The organism is Streptomyces sp. CGMCC 4.7035 (assembly GCF_031583065.1).
GTDB lineage: Bacteria > Actinomycetota > Actinomycetes > Streptomycetales > Streptomycetaceae > Streptomyces > Streptomyces yaanensis.
In genome coordinates, this window is the sequence record NZ_CP134053.1 from 1313778 (window position 1) to 1332182 (window position 18405).

The 18405-nt window shown below is 71.6% G+C and carries 16 protein-coding genes; 12 read left to right on the forward strand and 4 right to left on the reverse strand.

What is annotated here, in order from left to right; genetic code table 11:
- Window positions 1-90: 90 nt before the first annotated feature.
- The gene (locus tag Q2K21_RS05340) at window positions 91-300 is read right to left on the reverse strand and encodes a hypothetical protein (RefSeq protein ID WP_310765943.1); all 210 of its coding nucleotides are present in this window, start codon (window positions 298-300) and stop codon (window positions 91-93) included.
- Window positions 297-3863, reverse strand: a complete 3567-nt coding sequence (locus tag Q2K21_RS05345; protein ID WP_310765945.1) for a DUF4132 domain-containing protein — start codon at window positions 3861-3863, stop codon at window positions 297-299. The genes Q2K21_RS05340 and Q2K21_RS05345 overlap by 4 nt, the downstream gene beginning before the upstream one ends.
- 86 nt (window positions 3864-3949) lie before the next feature.
- Here Q2K21_RS05345 and Q2K21_RS05350 point away from each other — a divergent pair, with 86 nt between their 5' ends.
- The 4 genes from Q2K21_RS05350 to Q2K21_RS05365 all read left to right on the forward strand — a co-directional run bounded on the left by Q2K21_RS05350 (window position 3950) and on the right by Q2K21_RS05365 (window position 9231).
- Complete coding sequence (locus tag Q2K21_RS05350; protein ID WP_310765948.1) at window positions 3950-4159, forward strand: DUF7737 domain-containing protein; 210 nt, start codon at window positions 3950-3952, stop codon at window positions 4157-4159.
- 78 nt (window positions 4160-4237) lie between these two features.
- Entirely contained in the window at window positions 4238-7045 is a 2808-nt protein-coding gene (locus Q2K21_RS05355) for a SpoIIE family protein phosphatase (RefSeq protein WP_386276028.1), read from the forward strand.
- A 330-nt stretch (window positions 7046-7375) separates the two neighbouring features.
- Window positions 7376-8515, forward strand: coding sequence for an ABC transporter substrate-binding protein (locus Q2K21_RS05360; protein ID WP_386276027.1), 1140 nt, complete (start codon window positions 7376-7378; stop codon window positions 8513-8515).
- Window positions 8516-8949: 434 nt separating this feature from the next.
- Window positions 8950-9231, forward strand: coding sequence for a hypothetical protein (locus Q2K21_RS05365; protein WP_310780644.1), 282 nt, complete (start codon window positions 8950-8952; stop codon window positions 9229-9231).
- Between the two features lie 30 nt (window positions 9232-9261).
- Here Q2K21_RS05365 and Q2K21_RS05370 read toward each other — a convergent pair whose 3' ends face one another.
- Complete coding sequence (locus Q2K21_RS05370; protein ID WP_310765950.1) at window positions 9262-10365, reverse strand: baeRF2 domain-containing protein; 1104 nt, start codon at window positions 10363-10365, stop codon at window positions 9262-9264.
- 383 nt (window positions 10366-10748) lie between these two features.
- On the opposite strand from Q2K21_RS05370, the gene Q2K21_RS05375 reads away from it, so the two are divergent.
- The 6 genes from Q2K21_RS05375 to Q2K21_RS05400 all read left to right on the forward strand — a co-directional run bounded on the left by Q2K21_RS05375 (window position 10749) and on the right by Q2K21_RS05400 (window position 14159).
- Window positions 10749-10976, forward strand: coding sequence for a DUF1918 domain-containing protein (locus Q2K21_RS05375; RefSeq protein ID WP_449343600.1), 228 nt, complete (start codon window positions 10749-10751; stop codon window positions 10974-10976).
- The gene (locus tag Q2K21_RS05380; RefSeq protein ID WP_310765953.1) at window positions 10973-11203 is read left to right on the forward strand and encodes a hypothetical protein; all 231 of its coding nucleotides are present in this window, start codon (window positions 10973-10975) and stop codon (window positions 11201-11203) included. Before Q2K21_RS05375 ends, Q2K21_RS05380 begins: the two co-directional genes overlap by 4 nt.
- A 71-nt stretch (window positions 11204-11274) precedes the next feature.
- The gene (locus Q2K21_RS05385; protein WP_310765955.1) at window positions 11275-11397 is read left to right on the forward strand and encodes a hypothetical protein; all 123 of its coding nucleotides are present in this window, start codon (window positions 11275-11277) and stop codon (window positions 11395-11397) included.
- Window positions 11397-11831 carry an archease gene (locus Q2K21_RS05390; protein WP_310765958.1) on the forward strand — a complete coding sequence of 145 codons (435 nt, stop codon included), beginning with the start codon at window positions 11397-11399 and terminating at the stop codon, window positions 11829-11831. The genes Q2K21_RS05385 and Q2K21_RS05390 overlap by 1 nt, the downstream gene beginning before the upstream one ends.
- 394 nt (window positions 11832-12225) lie before the next feature.
- Window positions 12226-12657, forward strand: coding sequence for a DUF2267 domain-containing protein (locus Q2K21_RS05395; protein ID WP_310765960.1), 432 nt, complete (start codon window positions 12226-12228; stop codon window positions 12655-12657).
- A gap of 77 nt (window positions 12658-12734) precedes the next feature.
- Window positions 12735-14159 carry an RtcB family protein gene (locus Q2K21_RS05400; RefSeq protein WP_310765963.1) on the forward strand — a complete coding sequence of 475 codons (1425 nt, stop codon included), beginning with the start codon at window positions 12735-12737 and terminating at the stop codon, window positions 14157-14159.
- Between the two features lie 117 nt (window positions 14160-14276).
- On the opposite strand, the gene Q2K21_RS05405 is transcribed toward Q2K21_RS05400, so the two are convergent.
- Window positions 14277-15383, reverse strand: coding sequence for a pyridoxal-phosphate dependent enzyme (locus Q2K21_RS05405; RefSeq protein ID WP_310765965.1), 1107 nt, complete (start codon window positions 15381-15383; stop codon window positions 14277-14279).
- A 155-nt stretch (window positions 15384-15538) separates the two neighbouring features.
- On the opposite strand from Q2K21_RS05405, the gene Q2K21_RS05410 reads away from it, so the two are divergent.
- Both Q2K21_RS05410 and Q2K21_RS05415 read left to right on the forward strand, forming a co-directional pair.
- On the forward strand, window positions 15539-17101 hold the full coding sequence (locus Q2K21_RS05410) for a S8 family peptidase (protein WP_310765967.1): 1563 nt from the start codon (window positions 15539-15541) through the stop codon (window positions 17099-17101).
- 377 nt (window positions 17102-17478) lie between these two features.
- The gene (locus tag Q2K21_RS05415; RefSeq protein ID WP_310765969.1) at window positions 17479-18231 is read left to right on the forward strand and encodes a GntR family transcriptional regulator; all 753 of its coding nucleotides are present in this window, start codon (window positions 17479-17481) and stop codon (window positions 18229-18231) included.
- Window positions 18232-18405: the final 174 nt, after the last annotated feature.

Consider the following 18405-nt stretch of genomic DNA (forward strand, 5'->3'; position numbering starts at 1 on the left):
ATTCCCCGGGACTTCCCAGGAACATCAGTCGCACCGGAGGACGACGAGTGAGATCTGTGCGTTGCCTGCGAAAAGAGACCTGATGGTGTGTCAGGAGGATTTCAACAGGGAGGCTTTGCCTATGAACTTGCGGCTGACGCCGGCCCGCTCGTCGCCGACGATGAAGCGGCGGGCGGCGCGCAGGCTGAGCTGCCGGCCCGGCGGACGGGGCTCGTCGTCCGCCGCGCGCAGGGCGGCGAGTTCGTCGGCGTACCGGACCTCGGCGGGCGGGCGCTGGAGCTGTTCCTCGGTGAGGGTCACTTCGCGGTCACCTCGGTGAGGTCGGCGAGCAGTTCGGAGGCGATGACCGGGTCGAGGTCGCCGAAGCGCAGCGGGTGAGTGTGGCTCTGCCGGTAGTCGCCGGGGCTGGAGTCGAGCCAGACGGTCTCGAAGGTCTGGTCGGGGAACATGTCGACCACGCCGACGGCGATGCCCTCGTCGAGGCCGATCACCAGGTAGTGGTCCTCGTCGATCCGCCGGTGGAACCAGCGCTCCACACCCGCGTCCTGCGGTTCGCCGCGCTCCCAGCCGCGCTTGGTGAGCCCGAGCAGCTTGCCGACCGGCACGGTGGCGCCCTCGAAGCGGGTCAGCCGGTGGCCCGCCGCTTCCTTCTCGGTGAACGCGTGCACGGCCCGGCCCAGCTGCGGGAAGGGCTGGAGGATCTTGTAGTCGGCGAACAGCTCCGACCAGGTGTCCAGGTCCGCGCCCAGGTGCAGCGGGTGCGCCAGGCGGACGCTCGCCTCTTGGGGAAGCGTCAGCTCGTCGTCGTTCATGTCGGCGAACGTGCGGTCCTCCGCCACCCGGAAGGCGGTCACCTCGCCGTCCGTCTCGCCGATCCAGACCAGACGGCGGACCAGGTGCCACAGCAGCGGGTGGGCCAGGAACAGCTCCTTGAACTCGCTCGCCGTCCAGGTGCGCTGCGCCACCATCGCCGCCTCCAGCCGCCGTACCTGGTCGGCGGCGACGGTGCGGACGTCCTTCTTCAGCGCGGCGAACCGCTTGCGTTCGGCCGGCGCGAGTTCCGGGTCGTCCTTGGCGCCGGGGGCCGGCAGGGCCTTGCGGGGCTTGCCGTCGGTGTCCCGTACGTAGGGGCGCAGCTGCTCGTCGAAGCCCACCGTGAAGCTGCGGGGGCCGTAGTCGATGACGGTGCTGCCGTCCGCGTCGAGGCCGAAGTCGGGGACGAGACGGTCCCCCAACTGCTCGGCCGTGAGCCCCAGACCCTCGGCGACCTCGGCGATCTTCTCCTGGGCGCGGACCTTGAGCGCCTTGAACGGCACTCGCTGCGCTATGCCGTGCAGATGCAGCAGCGCCACGTCGGTGCCGATCGTCGCGAGGACGTTCAGGCCCTCCACGGCACGGTGGTGGGCGCCCTCGCCGGGCCAGGCGCGCACGAGGGGAGTGAGGCGTCGTACGGTCTCGTCGTCCCCGAGCAGGCCCAGGGCGTGCAGCGCCCAGCTGTCCTTGGCGGGCATGCCGGCCAGCCGCCACTGTTCGAACAGGCCCCAGGCGAAGGCGGCGAGGGAGTCGCCGGTGCAGTGCGTGGTCAGCACGTCCAGACCGGGGTAGACCTCGCCGGGCTTGGACAGCGCCAGCACGGTGAGGACGTGGCGCACCGCGTCGGCGGGGAGGGCACCGCCCTCCGTGAGCAGGATCTGCGGCAGCAGCGCGGGGGCGGCCCAGGCGCCGACGGCGGGCATGCGCGCGGGGAGGGCGCTCTCCAGCGGGTCGGCGGCCAGCAGCTCCGCGACGATGTCGGCGGCCTCCTGTCCGCACTCGGCGGCGGCCCGCAGCACCGCCTCGTCGCCGTGCGCGGACGCCAGCAGCCGCAGTGCCTTCTCGGCGCCGCGCCGCACCGTGCCGACGGGTCCCACCGCGTGCGGGACGAGCACGGGGACGGCGGCCGGGCCGTGCCGCGTCAGCCAGGCGCGGCCCGTGGCGTCGGCCGACTTCAGACGGGCCAGCCAGTCGCACACCTGACCGGCGACCTCGACGTCCAGATACGGCAGAAGCAGCAGCCCCAGGGTGGCGGGGTGCCGGGCGGCGGCGTGCAGCAGGAGCGGGAGGGCATCCACGCCGTACTTCGCCGCCACCGGCTTGAGGGCGGCCTCGCCGTCCCAGAAGTCCTCGGGGGCGCAGACGGCCAGCAGCGGACGGACCACCTCCTCGGGACCGACGACGAACAGCCGGACCTCCCGGACGTCCTTCAACTGTCCGCCCCGCTGAAGGGCCTTGATCTCCTCTTTCCAGTCGTACGAGCCGCGCCACCTGCCGTACCAGGAGGTGACGGCGGCCCAGGCCTCCTGCTCTCCCGGTTTCCAGACGACCTGCGGCTTCGGGGCCACCGGCACCTCGGCCGCCACGCGGGCCTTGCGGGCCGTACGCTTCTTCGCCCACGGCGGGGCGACCAGCAGCGCGGGCAGCGCCTGAGCCGGGGCTTCCGCCACCCGGTCGCTGCGGGTGAGCAGGGGCTCGACGAGGGCGGCGACCTCGGCGGGGAGGTCGGGCAGCGCGGCTGCCACCAGGTCGGGGTGGGTCCGGACGTGCGCGGCCAGCAACTGCTCGGCCATCGACGCGTACTCGGCGGAGCCGAGCGATGCCGCGCCCAGCAGGCGCAGGGCGCGGACGGGGTAGCGCCGCATCGCCTCCAGCAGGTTCGGACGGACGTGCTTGTTCTTCACGCGGGCGAGCAGGATCCGGAAGGCGTCGTCCGTCGGCAACTCCACGAGGGCGCCGGCGAAGGCCTTGAGCCAGTCGGAGCTGTAGCTCTCGCCGATCGCGCTGTCGAGCAGGGGTGCGAAAGCCTTGCCGGTGCCCTCGGCCAGCGTGGCGACGAGCGGCATCGACCAGCCGTTCCAGCCGAGGTCGAGCTTTCCGCCGAAGTGGTCCAGCTGCGCCGGGGAGTTCAGCGAGCACAGCAGCATGGCCCGCAGCGTCGCGCCGGCCGTGGCCGCGTCCGCACAGCACTCGGTGACCCAGTCCTGCTCGCCGGGCACCAGGTAGGACACGACGATACGGCGACGCACGCTGTCCCGGCAGTGCGCCAGCGCGGCGACCACCTGCCGGTAGGTGCCCTCGTCGGCCACGGTCAGCAGGGAACGCATCCGGTCCGCGAACTTGGGCCGTCCCCAGTGGCCGTCGGAGGAGTCGGTCCCGGGAAGCCAGGAGAGCCAGGGATCCTCCCGTCGCCCGCCGTACTGCATGTAGTGGGTCTCGATGTCGAAGAACTCCACCACCGCCCGCGCGGCGAAGGCCATGCCGTGGGCGCGGATCCAGGCGTCCACGAAGACGCCGTCGGGGAGCTGGAAGTGCATCGTCACCCGGGCCAGGGTGGCCGCGCCCACCGGATTGTGGCTTCCGTTCAGGTGCGCGCGGGTGGCCTCGACGATCACCGGGTCGCTCTGCGGGGCGGAGAGCATCTGTTCGACCCAGCCGGCCTCCTCCTTCAGCCGAAGTGCCACCAGTTCCTCGGCTTCGGGGTGCAGTTCGCCGACGCTCCGCCTGATCCCGCCCCGCCTCGGATACACCAGCCGCCGCCACGCGGCGGGCATCGAGAAGGTCTCCTCGTCGGGGAACACCACGGCCTGGGACTCCTGCGCCGTCGTCGCCGGCTCGGCCTCGGCCGCGACCTCCTGGTAGCCCTTGCGTTCCTTCTCGGCGATCGTCTTCGCCAGGTACCGCTGTGCCGCCTCGGCCGACTCCAGCGCCTTCACCTGCGTACGGCCTTCCGTCCCCACGCGCCCGTAGCGCACGGTGACGATGTCGTCCTCCGCCGCCGCCTCCCAGAACTTCGCCGAACCGTCGCCGACCGACTCCCAGCGCCGCACAGCCCCTCCTCCGCCGACTCCGTGGTCGGTGATCGTTCGATCAGGTGGCGGTCACAGTAACCGGGCCCACTGACAGTCCCACCCGCATGCCCGACGAGCGGGGTGAAACAGGTGGGGGAGGTGCTGGACCGATCGCGTGGTGCATCGTCCCGTCGCGTCGCAAGGGCGACGGCAAGGTGTTCCTGTCGTTCGAGGACGACCGGCTCTCGCCGATCCTCAGCAAGGCCTTCCTGCTCGCCGCCCACACGAAGATCACCGGCGGGACCACCCTCCGTCAGGCCAAGGGAGGTGACTGACGCGCCGGATGGCGCTGTTCGGCCCAGCGCCATCCGGTCGCCTCGTGCTCAACTGCCCGGAGGCGATAGAAAAGGGATATGCGTGGATTTTCGGGTCGATCCGGGCGCGGGGTCCCTCGTGTGCCCAGGAAGACCCATGGGCCCGGCCGGCATCCGCCGAAGCGCCTGCGCTCCCTGCTGAGCGTGCACAGTCTCGCCGGTCAGGTCTTCCTCCTGCAGCTGGCGGTCGTGGTGCTGCTCGTCGCCGCAGCGCTGCTCGCTCTCGTGGTGCAGGCTCGCCGTGACAGCATGACGGACGCCGAGGACCGGACACTGGCCACGGCGGAGACGTTCGCGCACTCGCCGGGGATCGTGCCCGCGCTGAACAGCCCCGACCCGACCAAGGAGCTGCAGCCGCACGCCGAGGCGGCCCGGAAGGCCGCGGGCGTCGACGCCATCATCGTCTACAGGCTGGACGGGATCACCCTCACCCACAGCGACCCCCGCCAGATCGGGAAGCACATCATCGGTCCCTACGCGGAGGCGGCGGCAGGCAAGGCGTTCACCAGGACCTTCCGAGGGGCCCTGGGGCTCTCCGTGATCTCGGCGGTCCCCGTCAGGGCCCCCGACGGCTCGGTCGTCGCCATCGTCGCCGTTCCCGTCACCGTCGAGAACGTGCAGCACAGGGTGCAACGGCAGTTGCCGGTCCTGTTCGGTGGCGCCGCCGGGGCCCTTGTCATCGCCGCGGGCGGTGCGGGCCTGGCGAGCCGTCGGCTGCGGCGGCAGACCCACGGCCTGGGACCGGCCGAGATGACCCGGATGTACGAGCACCACGACGCGGTCCTGCACGCCGTGCGGGAAGGAGTGCTGATCATCGACGCCGACGGCAGGCTGCTGCTGGCCAACGACGAGGCACGGCGGCTGCTGGACCTGCCGGCGGACGCGGAGAGGCGGCACATCACCGATCTGGGCCTGGAGGAGGACCTCGCCGAGCTGCTGGGCTCCGACCGATCGGCCAATGACGAGGTGTACCTGGCGGCCGACCGGCTCCTGGCGGTCAACAAACGGCTCACCGCACCTCATGGACCGCGCGGCAGCGTGGTGACACTCCGGGACACCACCGAGCTGCGGGCTCTGTCCGGCAGGGCGGAGGGGGCGCGCGAGCGGCTGAAACTGCTCTACGACGCCGGGATGCGGATCGGCACCACGCTGGATGTGAAGCGCACCGCCGAGGAACTCACGGAGGTGGCCGTCCCTCGGTTCTCCGATGTCGCCACCGTCGAGCTGCTCGACCCGGTCCTGCGCGGCGAGGAGTCGCCCGGTGCGACCACCGAGTTGCGCCGTACCGCGGTCGCGGGTCCGGACGAGAAGCATCTCCTCTACCCCGTCGGCACGCTCGTCCGGTTCGTCCCCACCCACCCCGTCTCCATGGCGATGGCCGCGGGCCGAGCCGCCTGTGTGAGGGACCTGAGCACCTCCGAAGGCTGGCTGGCCCAGGACCCCGAGCGTGCCCGGCGGATCCTCGACCAGGGCATCCACTCCCTGCTCGTGGTTCCGCTGCGGGCCCGCGGGGTGGTGCTGGGAATGGCGAGCTTCTGGCGGGCGGAAGGCTCCCCACCGTTCGAGGACGAGGACGTGTCCTTCGCCGAGGAGCTGGGCGCCCGCGCAGCGGTGTGCATCGACAACGCCCGCCGCTACACCCGCGAACACACCATGGCCGTCACCCTGCAACACAGCCTGCTGCCACGCGGGCTGCCCGAGCAGTCCGCCCTTGAGGTGGCCTACCGCTATCTGCCGGCCCAGGCCGGGGTGGGCGGGGACTGGTTCGACGTCATCCCGCTGTCCGGCGCCCGGGTGGCGCTGGTGGTCGGTGATGTCGTCGGCCACGGACTGCACGCCGCGGCGACCATGGGCCGGCTGCGCACCGCCGTGCACAACTTCTCCGTCCTGGACATGCCGCTGGAGGAGCTGCTGGCCCGGCTGGACGAACTGGTGGCGCAGATCGACGCCGACGAGGCCGCCAGCGGGGAGGACGGGCAGGGAATCACCGGGGCAACGTGCCAGTACGCCATCTACGACACCACCTCCGGGCAGCTGACGATCGCCACCGCGGGCCATCCAGGACCGGCGCTCGTGCATCCCGACGGGACGGTGGACTTCCCCGAGGTGCCTGTCTTCCCGCCACTGGGGCTGGGCGCCGGCCTGCCGGTCGAGTGCGCCGAGCTGACCGTGCCCGAGGGCTCCCGGCTGGTGCTCTTCACCGACGGCCTGATCGAGGACCGCGACCGCGACCTGGACGCCGGCCTGGAGGCCCTGCGCGATGCGCTGACCGGCCCCGACCGCACCCCGGAGGCCACCTGCGCGACGGTGATGGCGGCCCTGCTGCCCGAGCGGCCCCGGGACGACGTCGCGCTGCTGGTGGCCCGCACCTGCCGGCTCGACCCCGCGCACGTCGCCGAGTGGCATGTGCCCCGTGACCCGGCGGCGGTGGCCCCGGTGCGCACCGCCTGCGCCCGTCGGCTGACGGAGTGGGGCCTGGAGGACATCGCCTTCACCGCCGAACTCATCCTCAGCGAGCTGATCACCAACGCCGTCCGCTACGGCGCCGAGCCCATCACCGTCCGGCTCATCCGCACGGAGCCGATCAGCGGCTCGGCCGCGGGCACCCTGATCTTCGAGGTCTCCGACGGCAGCAGTACCTCACCCCGGCTGCGCCGGGCGCACGTCACCGACGAGGGTGGCCGCGGACTCTTCCTGGTCGCGCAGTTCGCCGAACGCTGGGGGACCCGCTACACCCCCACCGGCAAGGTCATCTGGGCCGAACAGTCCCTCCACGACGGCGCCACGCCCGCAGGCGAGGAGCTCGGCGAGATCCTGCTGGACCAATGGGACGACACGGCGCTGTGAGGCGGTCGGGCACGGCGCACGACCTGCTTGCGCCGTCCGAGGGGTTCCCCGGACAGGAATCCGCCGTCGAGGCGGCCGGGTACGCTGGCCTCGACGGCCGTTTCGTCGACGCAGTGGACCCGGGAGACCGGGAGACACGGCGGAGGGCCCGCCACGCCGGACCGCGTGGTGCTGCCGGCGGCCGGTCGGAGCGCGTGTGCGCAGGCCGGCGGACCGCGGCTCTCGGCCCTGGCAGCTTCCGGAACTCCATGACCGCGCCGCGTCACCCATCGCGCGGCGACAACAGCGGCTCGCGCCGCGACCCTTGTTCCATATCCCTCTGGAGCCGTCGTGACCGCACCTCGTGCCCGAGCAGCGGCCGCCCTCGGCTGCTTCGCCCTCGTGGCACTGGGCATGAGTGCCTGCGAGCACACACCGCCCGCCAGGCTGGAGAAGCCGTCGCTGGCCACCTCCGCCGCGAGCGTGGGCGGCATGCGCGCGCTGATCGCCGCGGCGAAACAGGAGGGCACGCTCAGGGCGATCGGCCTTCCGCGGGACTGGGCCAACTACGGCGGCCTGATCGACGGCTTCGAGAAGAAGTACGGGATCAAGGTCACGGTCGACAATCCGCAGGCCCACAGCGAGGACGAGATCGACGCCGTGCGCAGGAGCGGGAGGGGGCCGAAGGCCCCCGACGTGATCGACGTGGGCGACACCTTCGCGCGGGCGGCGGCGGGGCAGCACCTGCTCGCGCCGTACAAGGTCGCCGCCTACGATTCGATCCCCCGCAGCCAGAAGGACCCGCACGCCCGCTGGTACAACAACTACGGCGGCTACATCTCCATCGGCTGCGACGCGAACCGTGTCAAACCCTGTCCCCAGACCTTCGCCGACCTCCTCAAGCCCGGCTACAAGGGCGAGGTCGCGCTCGACGGCGACCCGAGGCATTCGAACACCGCCTTCGCCGGCGTCTACGCGGCCGCGCTGGCGAACAAGGGTTCGTTCAACCACATCCGGCCCGGTCTCGACTTCTTCGCCGAGCTCAAGAAGAGAGGCAACTTCAACCCCCTGGAGTCCAGCTCGGCAGCGGTCCGGGACGGCCGGACGCCCATCAGCATCAACTGGGACTACGTCAACCTCGGCTACGCCGACCAGCTCCGCGACAAGGGCGTGAAATGGCAGGTCGCGATCCCCTTCGACGGAAGCTTCGCCCAGTACTACGCGCAGGCGATCAACAAGAACGCCCCGCACCCGGCGGCCGCACGCCTCTGGCAGGAGTACCTCTTCAGCCCGGAGGGCCAGAACCTCCGGCTCGTCGGTTATGCCCGCCCGGTGCTCATGGACGCCATGAAGCAGGACGGCACCCTCGACGAGGCCGCCGCCGCACGGCTGCCGACGGTCGAGGGAACACCGCAGTTCCCGACCGACGCGCAGCTGGAGAAGGCGCGGAAAACGGTCGAGCGGGACTGGACCAAGGCCGTCTCCGGCTGACGGCCGGTTCGGGTCAGGGACGTTCGGCCCTGTCCTCCGCGTCCGTCAGGCGCACCATGTCCATTGACGCCCTCTCCAGCCCGAGGGCTGGAGATTCCGGTCCGTACCGCTTCGCGGTACCACCTTGGGTTCCTGCTTCACGGGTCCGTGCCGGTCTGTGAGGACCGGTCTTACCAGACCTCCACAGGCCTGACTTCCCGCCCGTCCGGCGGTAGGCCCGACAACCGCGTTGTCGGGCAAAGCGATGATGCCATGGTTCTGCGGCCCTCCGGGCCGCAAGGGCGAGGATGCCCTACACCTCTACCCTGAAGGGTGGAGCACTGGGCAAGCGTTCGGTAGCAGGTATCGCGGCCAGGAGCAGACTTCACGGCGCGGTCCGCAGGGGCGCCCGCGTTCAGGAAGGCGCCCGCGTTCAGGAAGGAAGGCTGATGACCATGGCCTGGGCATCATGGACGACGACGGGGGTGTTCGCCGGGCGCGGGGGTGCCCGCACCGACGAGGGCATGATCGTGACCGGCGACTTGACCGTGCACACCACCTGGGACGGCCGTGAGGCCGATGTGGCGGTCCAGTACAGCGGCACGTCCCACTGGTTCACCCTCGCCGGAAGTCCGGTGCCCTGCCCTTCCGAGCAGGAGAGCCGGCATCTGCACCAGGAGGTGGTGGAGGCCGTGAAGGCCGGTGGCGGCGCCACCGTTCCGCACCACGACGTGTGAAGGCCGGGCGCGGGAGGCCGGGGCGGTGGCTCAGGTGCGGGATCCGGGGTCCGCGTAGCGCAGCAGGACGGCCACGCCCTCGTGTAGCCGCAACTGCCCCTCGGGCACCAGGACCAGTTCGGCCTTCGTGCCGACCAGGGCGCGGGTCAGGGCCGCGTCGGCACGCTCGTCGCGGACCTCCTGTACGCCGTAGGAGCGCAGTTCCTGCTCGGTGAGGGCGAGTTGACCGGGCTCCGGGCCGACCCACAGGCGGAGCGGCGACTCGGGGTGGTTGTTGAGGAAGAGGGCCTTCACCCGGCCGCGCTGAAGGGCCGATACGGTGGCGGAGAGCCCTTCGGCCGATACTTCGGCGCGTGCCCGCTGGGCGAGGAAGGCGCCCAGCAGGGCCCGGTCGTGCGCGGCCATGCGCCCACTGAAGAGATCTTCGAGCCGGTGCTCCAGCAGTGCCCGCCCCGGCTGGGACTCGCCGGCGCCCTCCACGGTGGTGACCTGCCCGCGCAAGGTGGAGGGAAGCCGGCGGACGAGGATGCCGCGGGCCCATTTGTCCCCCGCGACCACCACCTCCTCGGCGTGGACGCGCCGGGCATGACCGTCCAGCGCCCGGCCGATCTGTTCGGCGGCGCGCAGCCAGTCGGTCACGGGGATCACCTCGTCGAGGCGCTGGCCCGGGGTGACCTTGGTGACGGGCCAGGTGCCGGCCTCGGCCTCGATACGCACGGTGCCGGGGGCTTCCGTGGAGTGACGGCCGCTGTAGTGGACGTAAACCGCCAGGTACGGGATCCCGGGAGCGTGCTGGACGACGAGCGGCATGGTGTCCGGCAGCGTTCCGAAGTGCGCCGTGTCCTGTGGGGGCGGGAGGGGCAGTTCGTCCAGCAGCGCCAGCCGGCCGTGCGCGGTGAACACGGCCTGCCCGTGGGTGCCGGGGACGTCCGTGTCGCTGCCCACGATGCGCGCCAGCGCGGTGATGGAGGCCTGATCCGCTCCTTCGGACATCAGCGCGTCCCGCAGATGGCGCCAGCGAAGTTCCACGGCGGCGTCGGGATCCTCGATGGGGCTGTCGCGGGACGTGTCCAGATAGACCGACGCGAAGGGGCCGGGCTGCTTGTACAGGGGTTCGAGGAAGGAAAGTCTCATGGTCGCTCCCGAGTGAATCGCTCCCGAGGGCGCTGACGCCGCCTCCGGGGCGGGTGGAACGCGGTCCTGGACGCGTTCGGGCGGCGGGTCACGCCGCCGACCCGTCCAGCTCCAGGATGCGCCTGCCGGGCGGCCCCTGCCCGCCTGCGGCCCATGGCTCCCGGTGTCCATCAGTGGCCGATCGGCCCTTCTCGTGAGCCCTCCGCCGAGCCATCCTGAAGAAGCCGAGCCATCCTGAAAAGGGCACAGGATGTGGTGGGAGGGAGACCACCGGGGAACTCCGGGGAACTCCGGGGAATGCCGGCGAACGTCGGCGAACGTCCCCTGGGGGACGGCGGTCACGATGCCGCGCAGCGTCAGGGGCAGGTAAGGAGTGAGCCATGATGCAGGCGCATGAAGGAGACGTGCTGCGGTTCACCGGCAGGACCGTGGGAACGCCGGAACACCATGCCACCGTCGTGGAAGTGCTCGGCCGGAACGGGGAACCGCCCTACCGGGTGCGCTACGACGACGGTCACGAAACGGAGATCTATCCCGGTCCCGGATGCGTGATCGAGACCCGCACCGCACACGGTGCCCCGTCGGGGCACCCGAGGCGGGATCTGCGGTGACCACGCTCGCCGGCGCCGGAAAGCGGGCCGAGCGGGCCGCGTGCGGTGCGAGGCTGCCGTCGTACCGGGCGGCGCGAGGCGCGGCCGCTGTGGCCGCGGCAGCCGCCGCGGGCCCGGCGAGCGGCAGGGACCGGGGGAGCGGGAGAGCCGGGGAAGGCTGGCTGCGGCTGCCCAAGTCCGGATGGAGGCGCGTCGACACGATACGGGTGCGCCGCCTGTTCGGCTGATGCCGCCTGTTCGTTGCCGTCCGTTCGGCCGTACGGCAACGGCGTGCGGCAGCGGCTGATACGACAGCGTCGTGCGGCGGCGACGGCCCGCCGTCCTCGCCGCACCACTGTCGGACGCTCCGGGCCGCCCCCACATCCAGGTCCCGCACGCACCGGAGAACATCATCGGCGGGTATCCCTGGGAAGGCGTGTGATGCGGCGGGAAGGTGCCGCGCGGCGCGGTGGTCACCGCAGTGTTCCGCATACCGCGGACCTGCGGGTGGAGGCATGGGCCGCGACCCGGGAGGAATGCCTGGCGCAGGCCGTGCGGGGGGTCTGCGAGTCGTTCCTGGACCTGACGGGGGCAGTCGGTGTCCGCACGCGGGACGTGGTGGTCCGGGCCGACACGGACGCGGACCTGTTGGTGGCCCTGCTGGAGGAGGTCGTGTACTGGCTCGACACCGAGGGCGAGGTCCCGGTCGACGTGGAACTGGTCCCGTTCGCCGGCGGCCTGCGCGCCGCCCTGGGCGTGGCCGACGCCGACTCGCTCCCGGTGACGGGCGCCGTCCCGAAGGCGGTCACCCTGCACGAGCTGGACTTCACCCAGGGGGCACAGGGCTGGACGTGTTCGGTGACGCTCGACGTCTGAGCGGCGGCCGAGTCCGTACAAGGTGCCTGCTGTGAAGGGGACGTGACGGCGAGTCGGCGGCGTCCGGCGTGCTGCCGCCGCGCCGTGGGGCGTCGGCGCACTGGCGGCGGACCCGGACGGCCATCGGCACCGCTGCGGCGCGGCTGCCGACCGGTTCCCCGCGCAATACCATGGACGCCATAGGGCAGAGACGAAGAGAAGCCACCGCGTGCGACGTCCTCTGCGCGTGCGGCACATGCCGCGGGATGCCACGGCAGACGCCGTCCGCACTCCTGCCGATTTCTGAATCCCTTGATCGTTCGCGCCACCGAAACGCCGCCGAAAACCGCCCGTGCCAGGGCGCGGCATTCCGTGAAGCACAGGGACGACACGGGCAGACCGGAAGGGAAAACGCATGTCAGCCACACACCCACCCGACTTCGAGCACTCCATCCACACGGCGAACATCTGGCTGAAATCGGTGTCCGAGAGTCTGGGAACCAAGGACCGCCACCTCGCCCACCGGGTCATGCGGACCTGGTTGCACACGCTCCGGGACCGGCTCACCGTCGATGTGGCCGCCCACTTCGCCGCACAACTCCCCGATCTGATGCGCGGCGCCTACTACGACGGCTGGGACCCCAGCCACGTACCGATCAAGTACGACCGCCAGGGCTATGTGAACCGCTTCTCCCAGGAAGCCAAGGTCAGTACCGAGGAGGTCCCCCGGATGGCCGCCGCGGTCACCGCGGCCGTACGCGACCACGTCTCGCCCGGGCAACTGGAGAGCGCGCTGCAACAGGTCCCGAACGACATCCGCGGACTTCTCCTCGAGCCGGCCTCCTGACCGGCGTCACAGGCGGCGCGCGGGCAGCCGACGGCTCCCGGGCCGGGACGGTGGTCGACCGACGGGCGGCGACGGGTATGGACATCACACTGGTGCCGGAAAGTCCGTTCCGGTTCCGCCTGGACCGGTGCGACCCGATGCGGGTGCCCGGAGTGGTCTTCGCGACGCGGGACCTGCTGCCCGAGGCGGTCGGGGACAAGGCGCTGGAGCAGGTGGCGAACGTGGCGACGCTGCCGGGCATCGTGCGCGCCTCGTTCGCCATGCCCGATGTGCACTGGGGATACGGATTCCCGATCGGAGGGGTCGCCGCCACGGACATCGACGCCGGCGGAGTGGTCTCGCCCGGCGGCGTCGGATTCGACATCTCCTGCGGCGTCCGGCTGCTGGCCGCCGACATCGACCGTGAGCCACTGGCCCCGAGGATGCGCAGGCTGATGGACATCCTCGGCGACACCATCCCGCGCGGTACGGGGCGTGGCGGGCTGTGGAAGATCTCCGGCAGGGCACAGATGGAGAAGCTGCTGGTCGCCGGTGCCGGGTACGCGGTCGAGTGCGATCACGGTGTGCCCCGTGACCTGGATCGCTGCGAGGACCGCGGAGCACTGGCGGAGGCCGATCCGTCGCAGGTCGGGCAGCGGGCCGTGGACCGGGGACTCCAGCAGGTGGGCAGCCTGGGCTCGGGCAACCACTTCCTGGAGGTGCAGGTCGTGGACCAGGTGTACGACGCCGGCGTCGCGGCCGCCTTCGGCCTGCACCCCGGTCAGGTGTGCGTCATGATCCACTGCGGTTCGCGCGGCCTGGGCCACCAGGTCTGCACCGACCACGTCCGCGTCATGGACCAGTCCCTGCGCTCCTTCGGCATCCACATCCCGGACCGTCAGCTGGCCTGCGCGCCCGTCGTCTCCACACCGGGCCGGGCCTACCTCGGGGCGATGGCGGCCGCCGCCAACTACGGCCGCGCCAACCGGCAACTGCTCACCCAGGCCGTGCGCCATGCCTTCACCACCGCCGCCGGGGTGGGAGTCGACCTGGTCTACGACGTCTCCCACAACACCGCCAAGATCGAGACCCACGATGTGGACGGTGTGTCGCGCAGGCTGTGCGTCCACCGCAAGGGCGCCACGCTGGCGCTCCCGCCCGGCCACCCGGACCTCCCGGCGGACCTCGCCGACCACGGGCACCCCGTGCTCGTGCCCGGCACGATGGGCACGGCCTCGTACGTGATGGTCGGCACCGTCGGCAATGACGCGTTCTCGTCCGCCGCCCATGGCGCGGGGCGCGTATGGAGCCGTCACCAGGCGCTGCGCCACGTCCGTGGCGAGGCTCTGCGCGGCGAGCTGGAGTCGCGGGGCATCGCCGTCCGGCCGTCCTCCTGGCGTGGGCTCGCCGAAGAGGCCCCCGAGGCGTACAAGGACGTCGACGCGGTCGCCCGCGCCACCGAGGGCGCGGGGCTCGCCCGACTGGTCGTCCGCCTGGTGCCGCTCGGGGTGGTCAAGGGCTAGGTCCTGTCGTCAAACTCCCGTCGTCCGCCCGGAGGGCACGCACCGGACGCCGCTCCTTCCTCCACGGAGATCCATCAGAAGCCCCCTGGCCCGGGCCCTCCGGGTCGGCCTGAGCCCTCAGCCGTCGGCCAGCCCCGTCTTCAGACCCGCCCCGCACAAGGGCACCACGGCACCGCGCGCGCCCAGTACCCCCTCCCGTACCGCCGCCCAGCACACCACCCCCGTCGACTCGACGTACAGGCCCTGGGACGCCAGGTCCAGCTGGGCGTGGCGGATCTGATCCTCGGTCACCGTCAGGAACCTGCCGCCCGAATCGCGTACCGCCCGCAGGATCTGGCGGGCCCGTGGCGGGCGGGGGATCGCGATGCCCTCGGCCACCGTCGGAGCCGTGGGGGTGACGCCCACCAGGTCGTCCGCGCCCTCCTGCCACGCGTGCGCCAGCGGCGCGACCGCCGCCGTCTGGACCGCGTACAGCGCCGGGCGGCGGTCGATCAGACCCGCCGCGAAGAGTTCGGCGACGGCGAGGGCCGCGCCCAGCAGCAGCGTGCCGTTGCCGACCGGCAGGACGAGCACCTCGGGGAGCCGCCCGCCGAGGTCCTCCCACAGTTCGTGGACGTAGGTCTTCGTCCCGTGCAGGAAGTACGGGTTGAAGACGTGCGACGCGTAGAACACCTCCGGTTCGTCCGCCGCCTCGCGCGCCGCCCGCGCCGTCGCCTCGCGGTCGCCCTCGACCACGTGCACCCGCGCCCCGTGCGCCCCGATCTGCTCCAGCTTCTTGGGTGAGGTGCCCTCGGGGACGTACACCGTGCAGGGCAGCGCGGCCCGGGCGCAGTAGGCGGCGATCGCCGTGCCCGCGTTGCCGCTGCTGTCGGAGAGCACCTGCCGTGGCCGCAGCCGCAGCGCGAGCTCGGCCAGCAGCACCGCGCCCCGGTCCTTGAAGGACAGTGTCGGCATCAGGAAGTCGAGCTTGGCCGAGACGCCGTCCGTCAGCGCCACGAGCGGTGTACGGCCCTCACCGAGGCTGACCGAGGGCGTGGCGAGCGGCAGTGTCTCGGCGTACCGCCACAGTGAATTAACCCGTCCGCCAAGGGACTTGAGCGGTGCTGGGGTGGGCGCGAAGTCCAGGTCCAGCGGGCCGCGGCAGACGGGGCAGCACCAGGCGAGCGACTCCGAGGCCACGCGCGTGCCGTCCACCGGGCAGAAACAGTCCGGCAAAGGTGTCATGTGAGTAGGGTAGTTGTCCGGTTAGTGACTATATGTCATGATTCCGGCGTGGCACCGGTGTTATCTCCGCGTGCCTCGCGCCGCGTGTATGGCCGGCCTCTCGCGCACCCGCCACCGGAGCCCCCCGGCGCACCACCGACGAGGAGGACACTCCGATGGCAGTGATGCGTCAGGTCCGGCGAAGACTGGCCGGGATCGGCACGGCGGCCCTGGCCGTCGGCCTCGCCTCCGGCCTCCCCGCGCACGCGGCGCCGGACCGCGAGGGCTCGATCCAGTACGAGGGCGCGGCGAACGCCGTCGCCGACAGCTTCATCGTCACCTTCAAGGCGGATGCCGTGCAGGCGGATTCCGTCCGGGGCCGGGACCTCGCCAGGAAGTACGGCGCCACCGTCACGCGCACCTATGTCAAGGCGCTCAACGGGTACGCGATCCACGCCACCTCCGCCGACGCGAAGCGGTTCGCCGCTGACCGGTCCGTCGCCTCCGTCGTCCAGAACCGCACCCTCCACATCGAGGCGACCCAGACCAACCCGCCCTCCTGGGGCCTGGACCGCATCGACCAGAAGAGCCCGCCGCTCAACAGCCGGTACACCTACCCCGACTCGGCGGGCCAGGGCGTGACCGCGTACATCATCGACACCGGCGTACGCGTCACCCACGCCGACTTCGGCGGCCGGGCCTCGTACGGCTACGACTACGTCGACAACGACGCCGTCGCGCAGGACGGCAACGGGCACGGCACGCACGTCGCGGGCACGGTCGCGGGCACCTCGTACGGCGTCGCCAAGCAGGCGAGGATCGTCGCCGTCCGCGTCCTCGACGACACCGGCGTCGGGACCACCGACAAGGTCATCGCGGGTGTCGACTGGGTGGCCCGGTACCACCGAGCGCCGTCCGTGGCCAACCTGTCCCTCGGCTCCGGCGCCGACAGCGCGGTCGACACGGCCGTCCGCAACACCATCGCCTCCGGCGTCACCTTCGCGGTCGCGGCGGGCAACAGCAACGCCGACGCCTCCGGCTACTCGCCCGCCCGGGTGAGCGAGGCGATCACGGTCGGTGCCACCACGTCGAGCGACGCGCGGGCCGACTACTCCAACTACGGCTCGGTGCTCGACCTTTTCGCGCCGGGCTCCTCCATCACCTCCGCCTGGAACACCGGCGACACGGCGACGGCCACCCTGTCCGGCACGTCGATGGCGACGCCTCATGTGACGGGGGCGGCGGCCCTCTACCTGGCGGGCCACCCGACGGCCACGCCCGCGCAGGTCGCCTCCGCGCTCACGAGCGCCGCGACCGCCGGGGTCGTCTCCGCCCCGGGCAGCGGCTCGCCCAACCGGCTCCTCAACGTCGTCGGCGCCACGACGGCCCCGCTCGCGCGGCGCTTCGAGAACACCTCGGACCACCCGATCAACGACTACTTCACCGTGGAGTCGCCGATCACGGTCACCGGGGTCACGGGCAACGCGCCGTCGGCCCTCGGCGTCGAGGTGCACATCCAGCACACGTACATCGGCGACCTCCAGATCCAGCTGATCGCCCCGGACGGATCGGCCTATCTGCTCAAGTCCTACGGAACCGGCGGCAGTACGGACGACATCAACGCCACCTACACGGTGAACGCCTCGTCGGAGACGGCGAACGGCACCTGGAGACTGAGGGTCGGCGACAACGCGCTGTTCGACACGGGGAAGATCGACTCCTGGGCGCTGGTGCTCTGATCACGCCATTGAGCGGGTCGGCTCCGCTCGGGCTGCCCCCTCCGCCGGAGGCATACGCACGCCGATGCCGACACCTGCCACGCCCCCTACACCGGGGCAGCGCGCTCCTGGAGGGCAGGGTGGCCATCACCGCCCGCAAGGCTCTGGGCCTCGCCACGAACCCGCCGTCACACGACGCGGACGACAGTGAAGGTTCCGGCGGGGGTACGGAGACCGGCAAGCGGGTGTAACGGCGGCTATAACGGGGAGAAAGTGCCTGCGTAAAGCCCTCGGCAGGAACAAGTCATCACATCGAGTGATTCTCTGGCCTTTGCTTGCACAGCACAACCCACCGTTGCCACGCTGTTGCTGTCTGTACAAGCTGATGGGAGCGGCCAGTGACTTTCGGTGAGCAGCCGGCGTATCTGCGTGTCGCGGGTGATCTCCGCAAGAAGATCGTCGACGGCTCGCTGCCACCGCACACCCGCCTCCCGTCCCAGGCCCGCATCCGCCAGGAGTACGGCGTCTCGGACACGGTCGCCCTGGAGGCCCGCAAGGTGCTGATGGCCGAGGGACTGGTGGAGGGCCGCTCCGGGTCGGGGACGTACGTCCGGGAGCGGCCGGTGCCGAGGCGGATCGCCCGCTCCGGTTTCCGGCCGGAGAGGGGTGCCACGCCGTTCCGCCAGGAACAGGCGGACGCGTCCACGCGCGGCACCTGGGAGTCGCGCAGCGAGCAGGCGGAGGCGAGCGGCGCCATCGCCGAGCGTCTCGCCATCCCGCCGGGCGAGCGCGTGATGTGTACGAAGTACGTGTTCCGGGACGCGGGCGAGGCGATGATGCTCTCCACGTCCTGGGAGCCGCTCGCCCTGACCGGTCGAACCCCTGTGATGCTTCCCGAGGAGGGGCCGCTCGGTGGCATGGGCGTCGTCGAGCGCATGGCGGCCATCGACGTGGTGGTGGACAACGTCACGGAAGAGGTGGGCGCCCGTCCAGGCCTCGCCGAGGAGTTGCTCACCCTCGGCGGCGTCCCCGGCCATGTGGTGCTGGTCATCCAGCGGACGTACTACGCCTCGGGCCGTCCGGTGGAGACGGCGGACGTGGTGGTACCGGCGGACCGGTTCCGGGTGGCGTACCACCTACCGGTGAAGTAGCCGCATCCTGTGCCGGTGATGCGGCGGGGCGGGCCCGCGCCCGCCCGCCGGTGAGGTGATGCGCCCGGGTCACCCTGCCTCCTCCTTCCTCCCGTCAGGCCTCGCGGGCGCACCCGCGAGGCCTTCTCCTTCAGGTGGCCGCCTCCCGAGTGACCTCCTCCTTCGCGGAGTTGC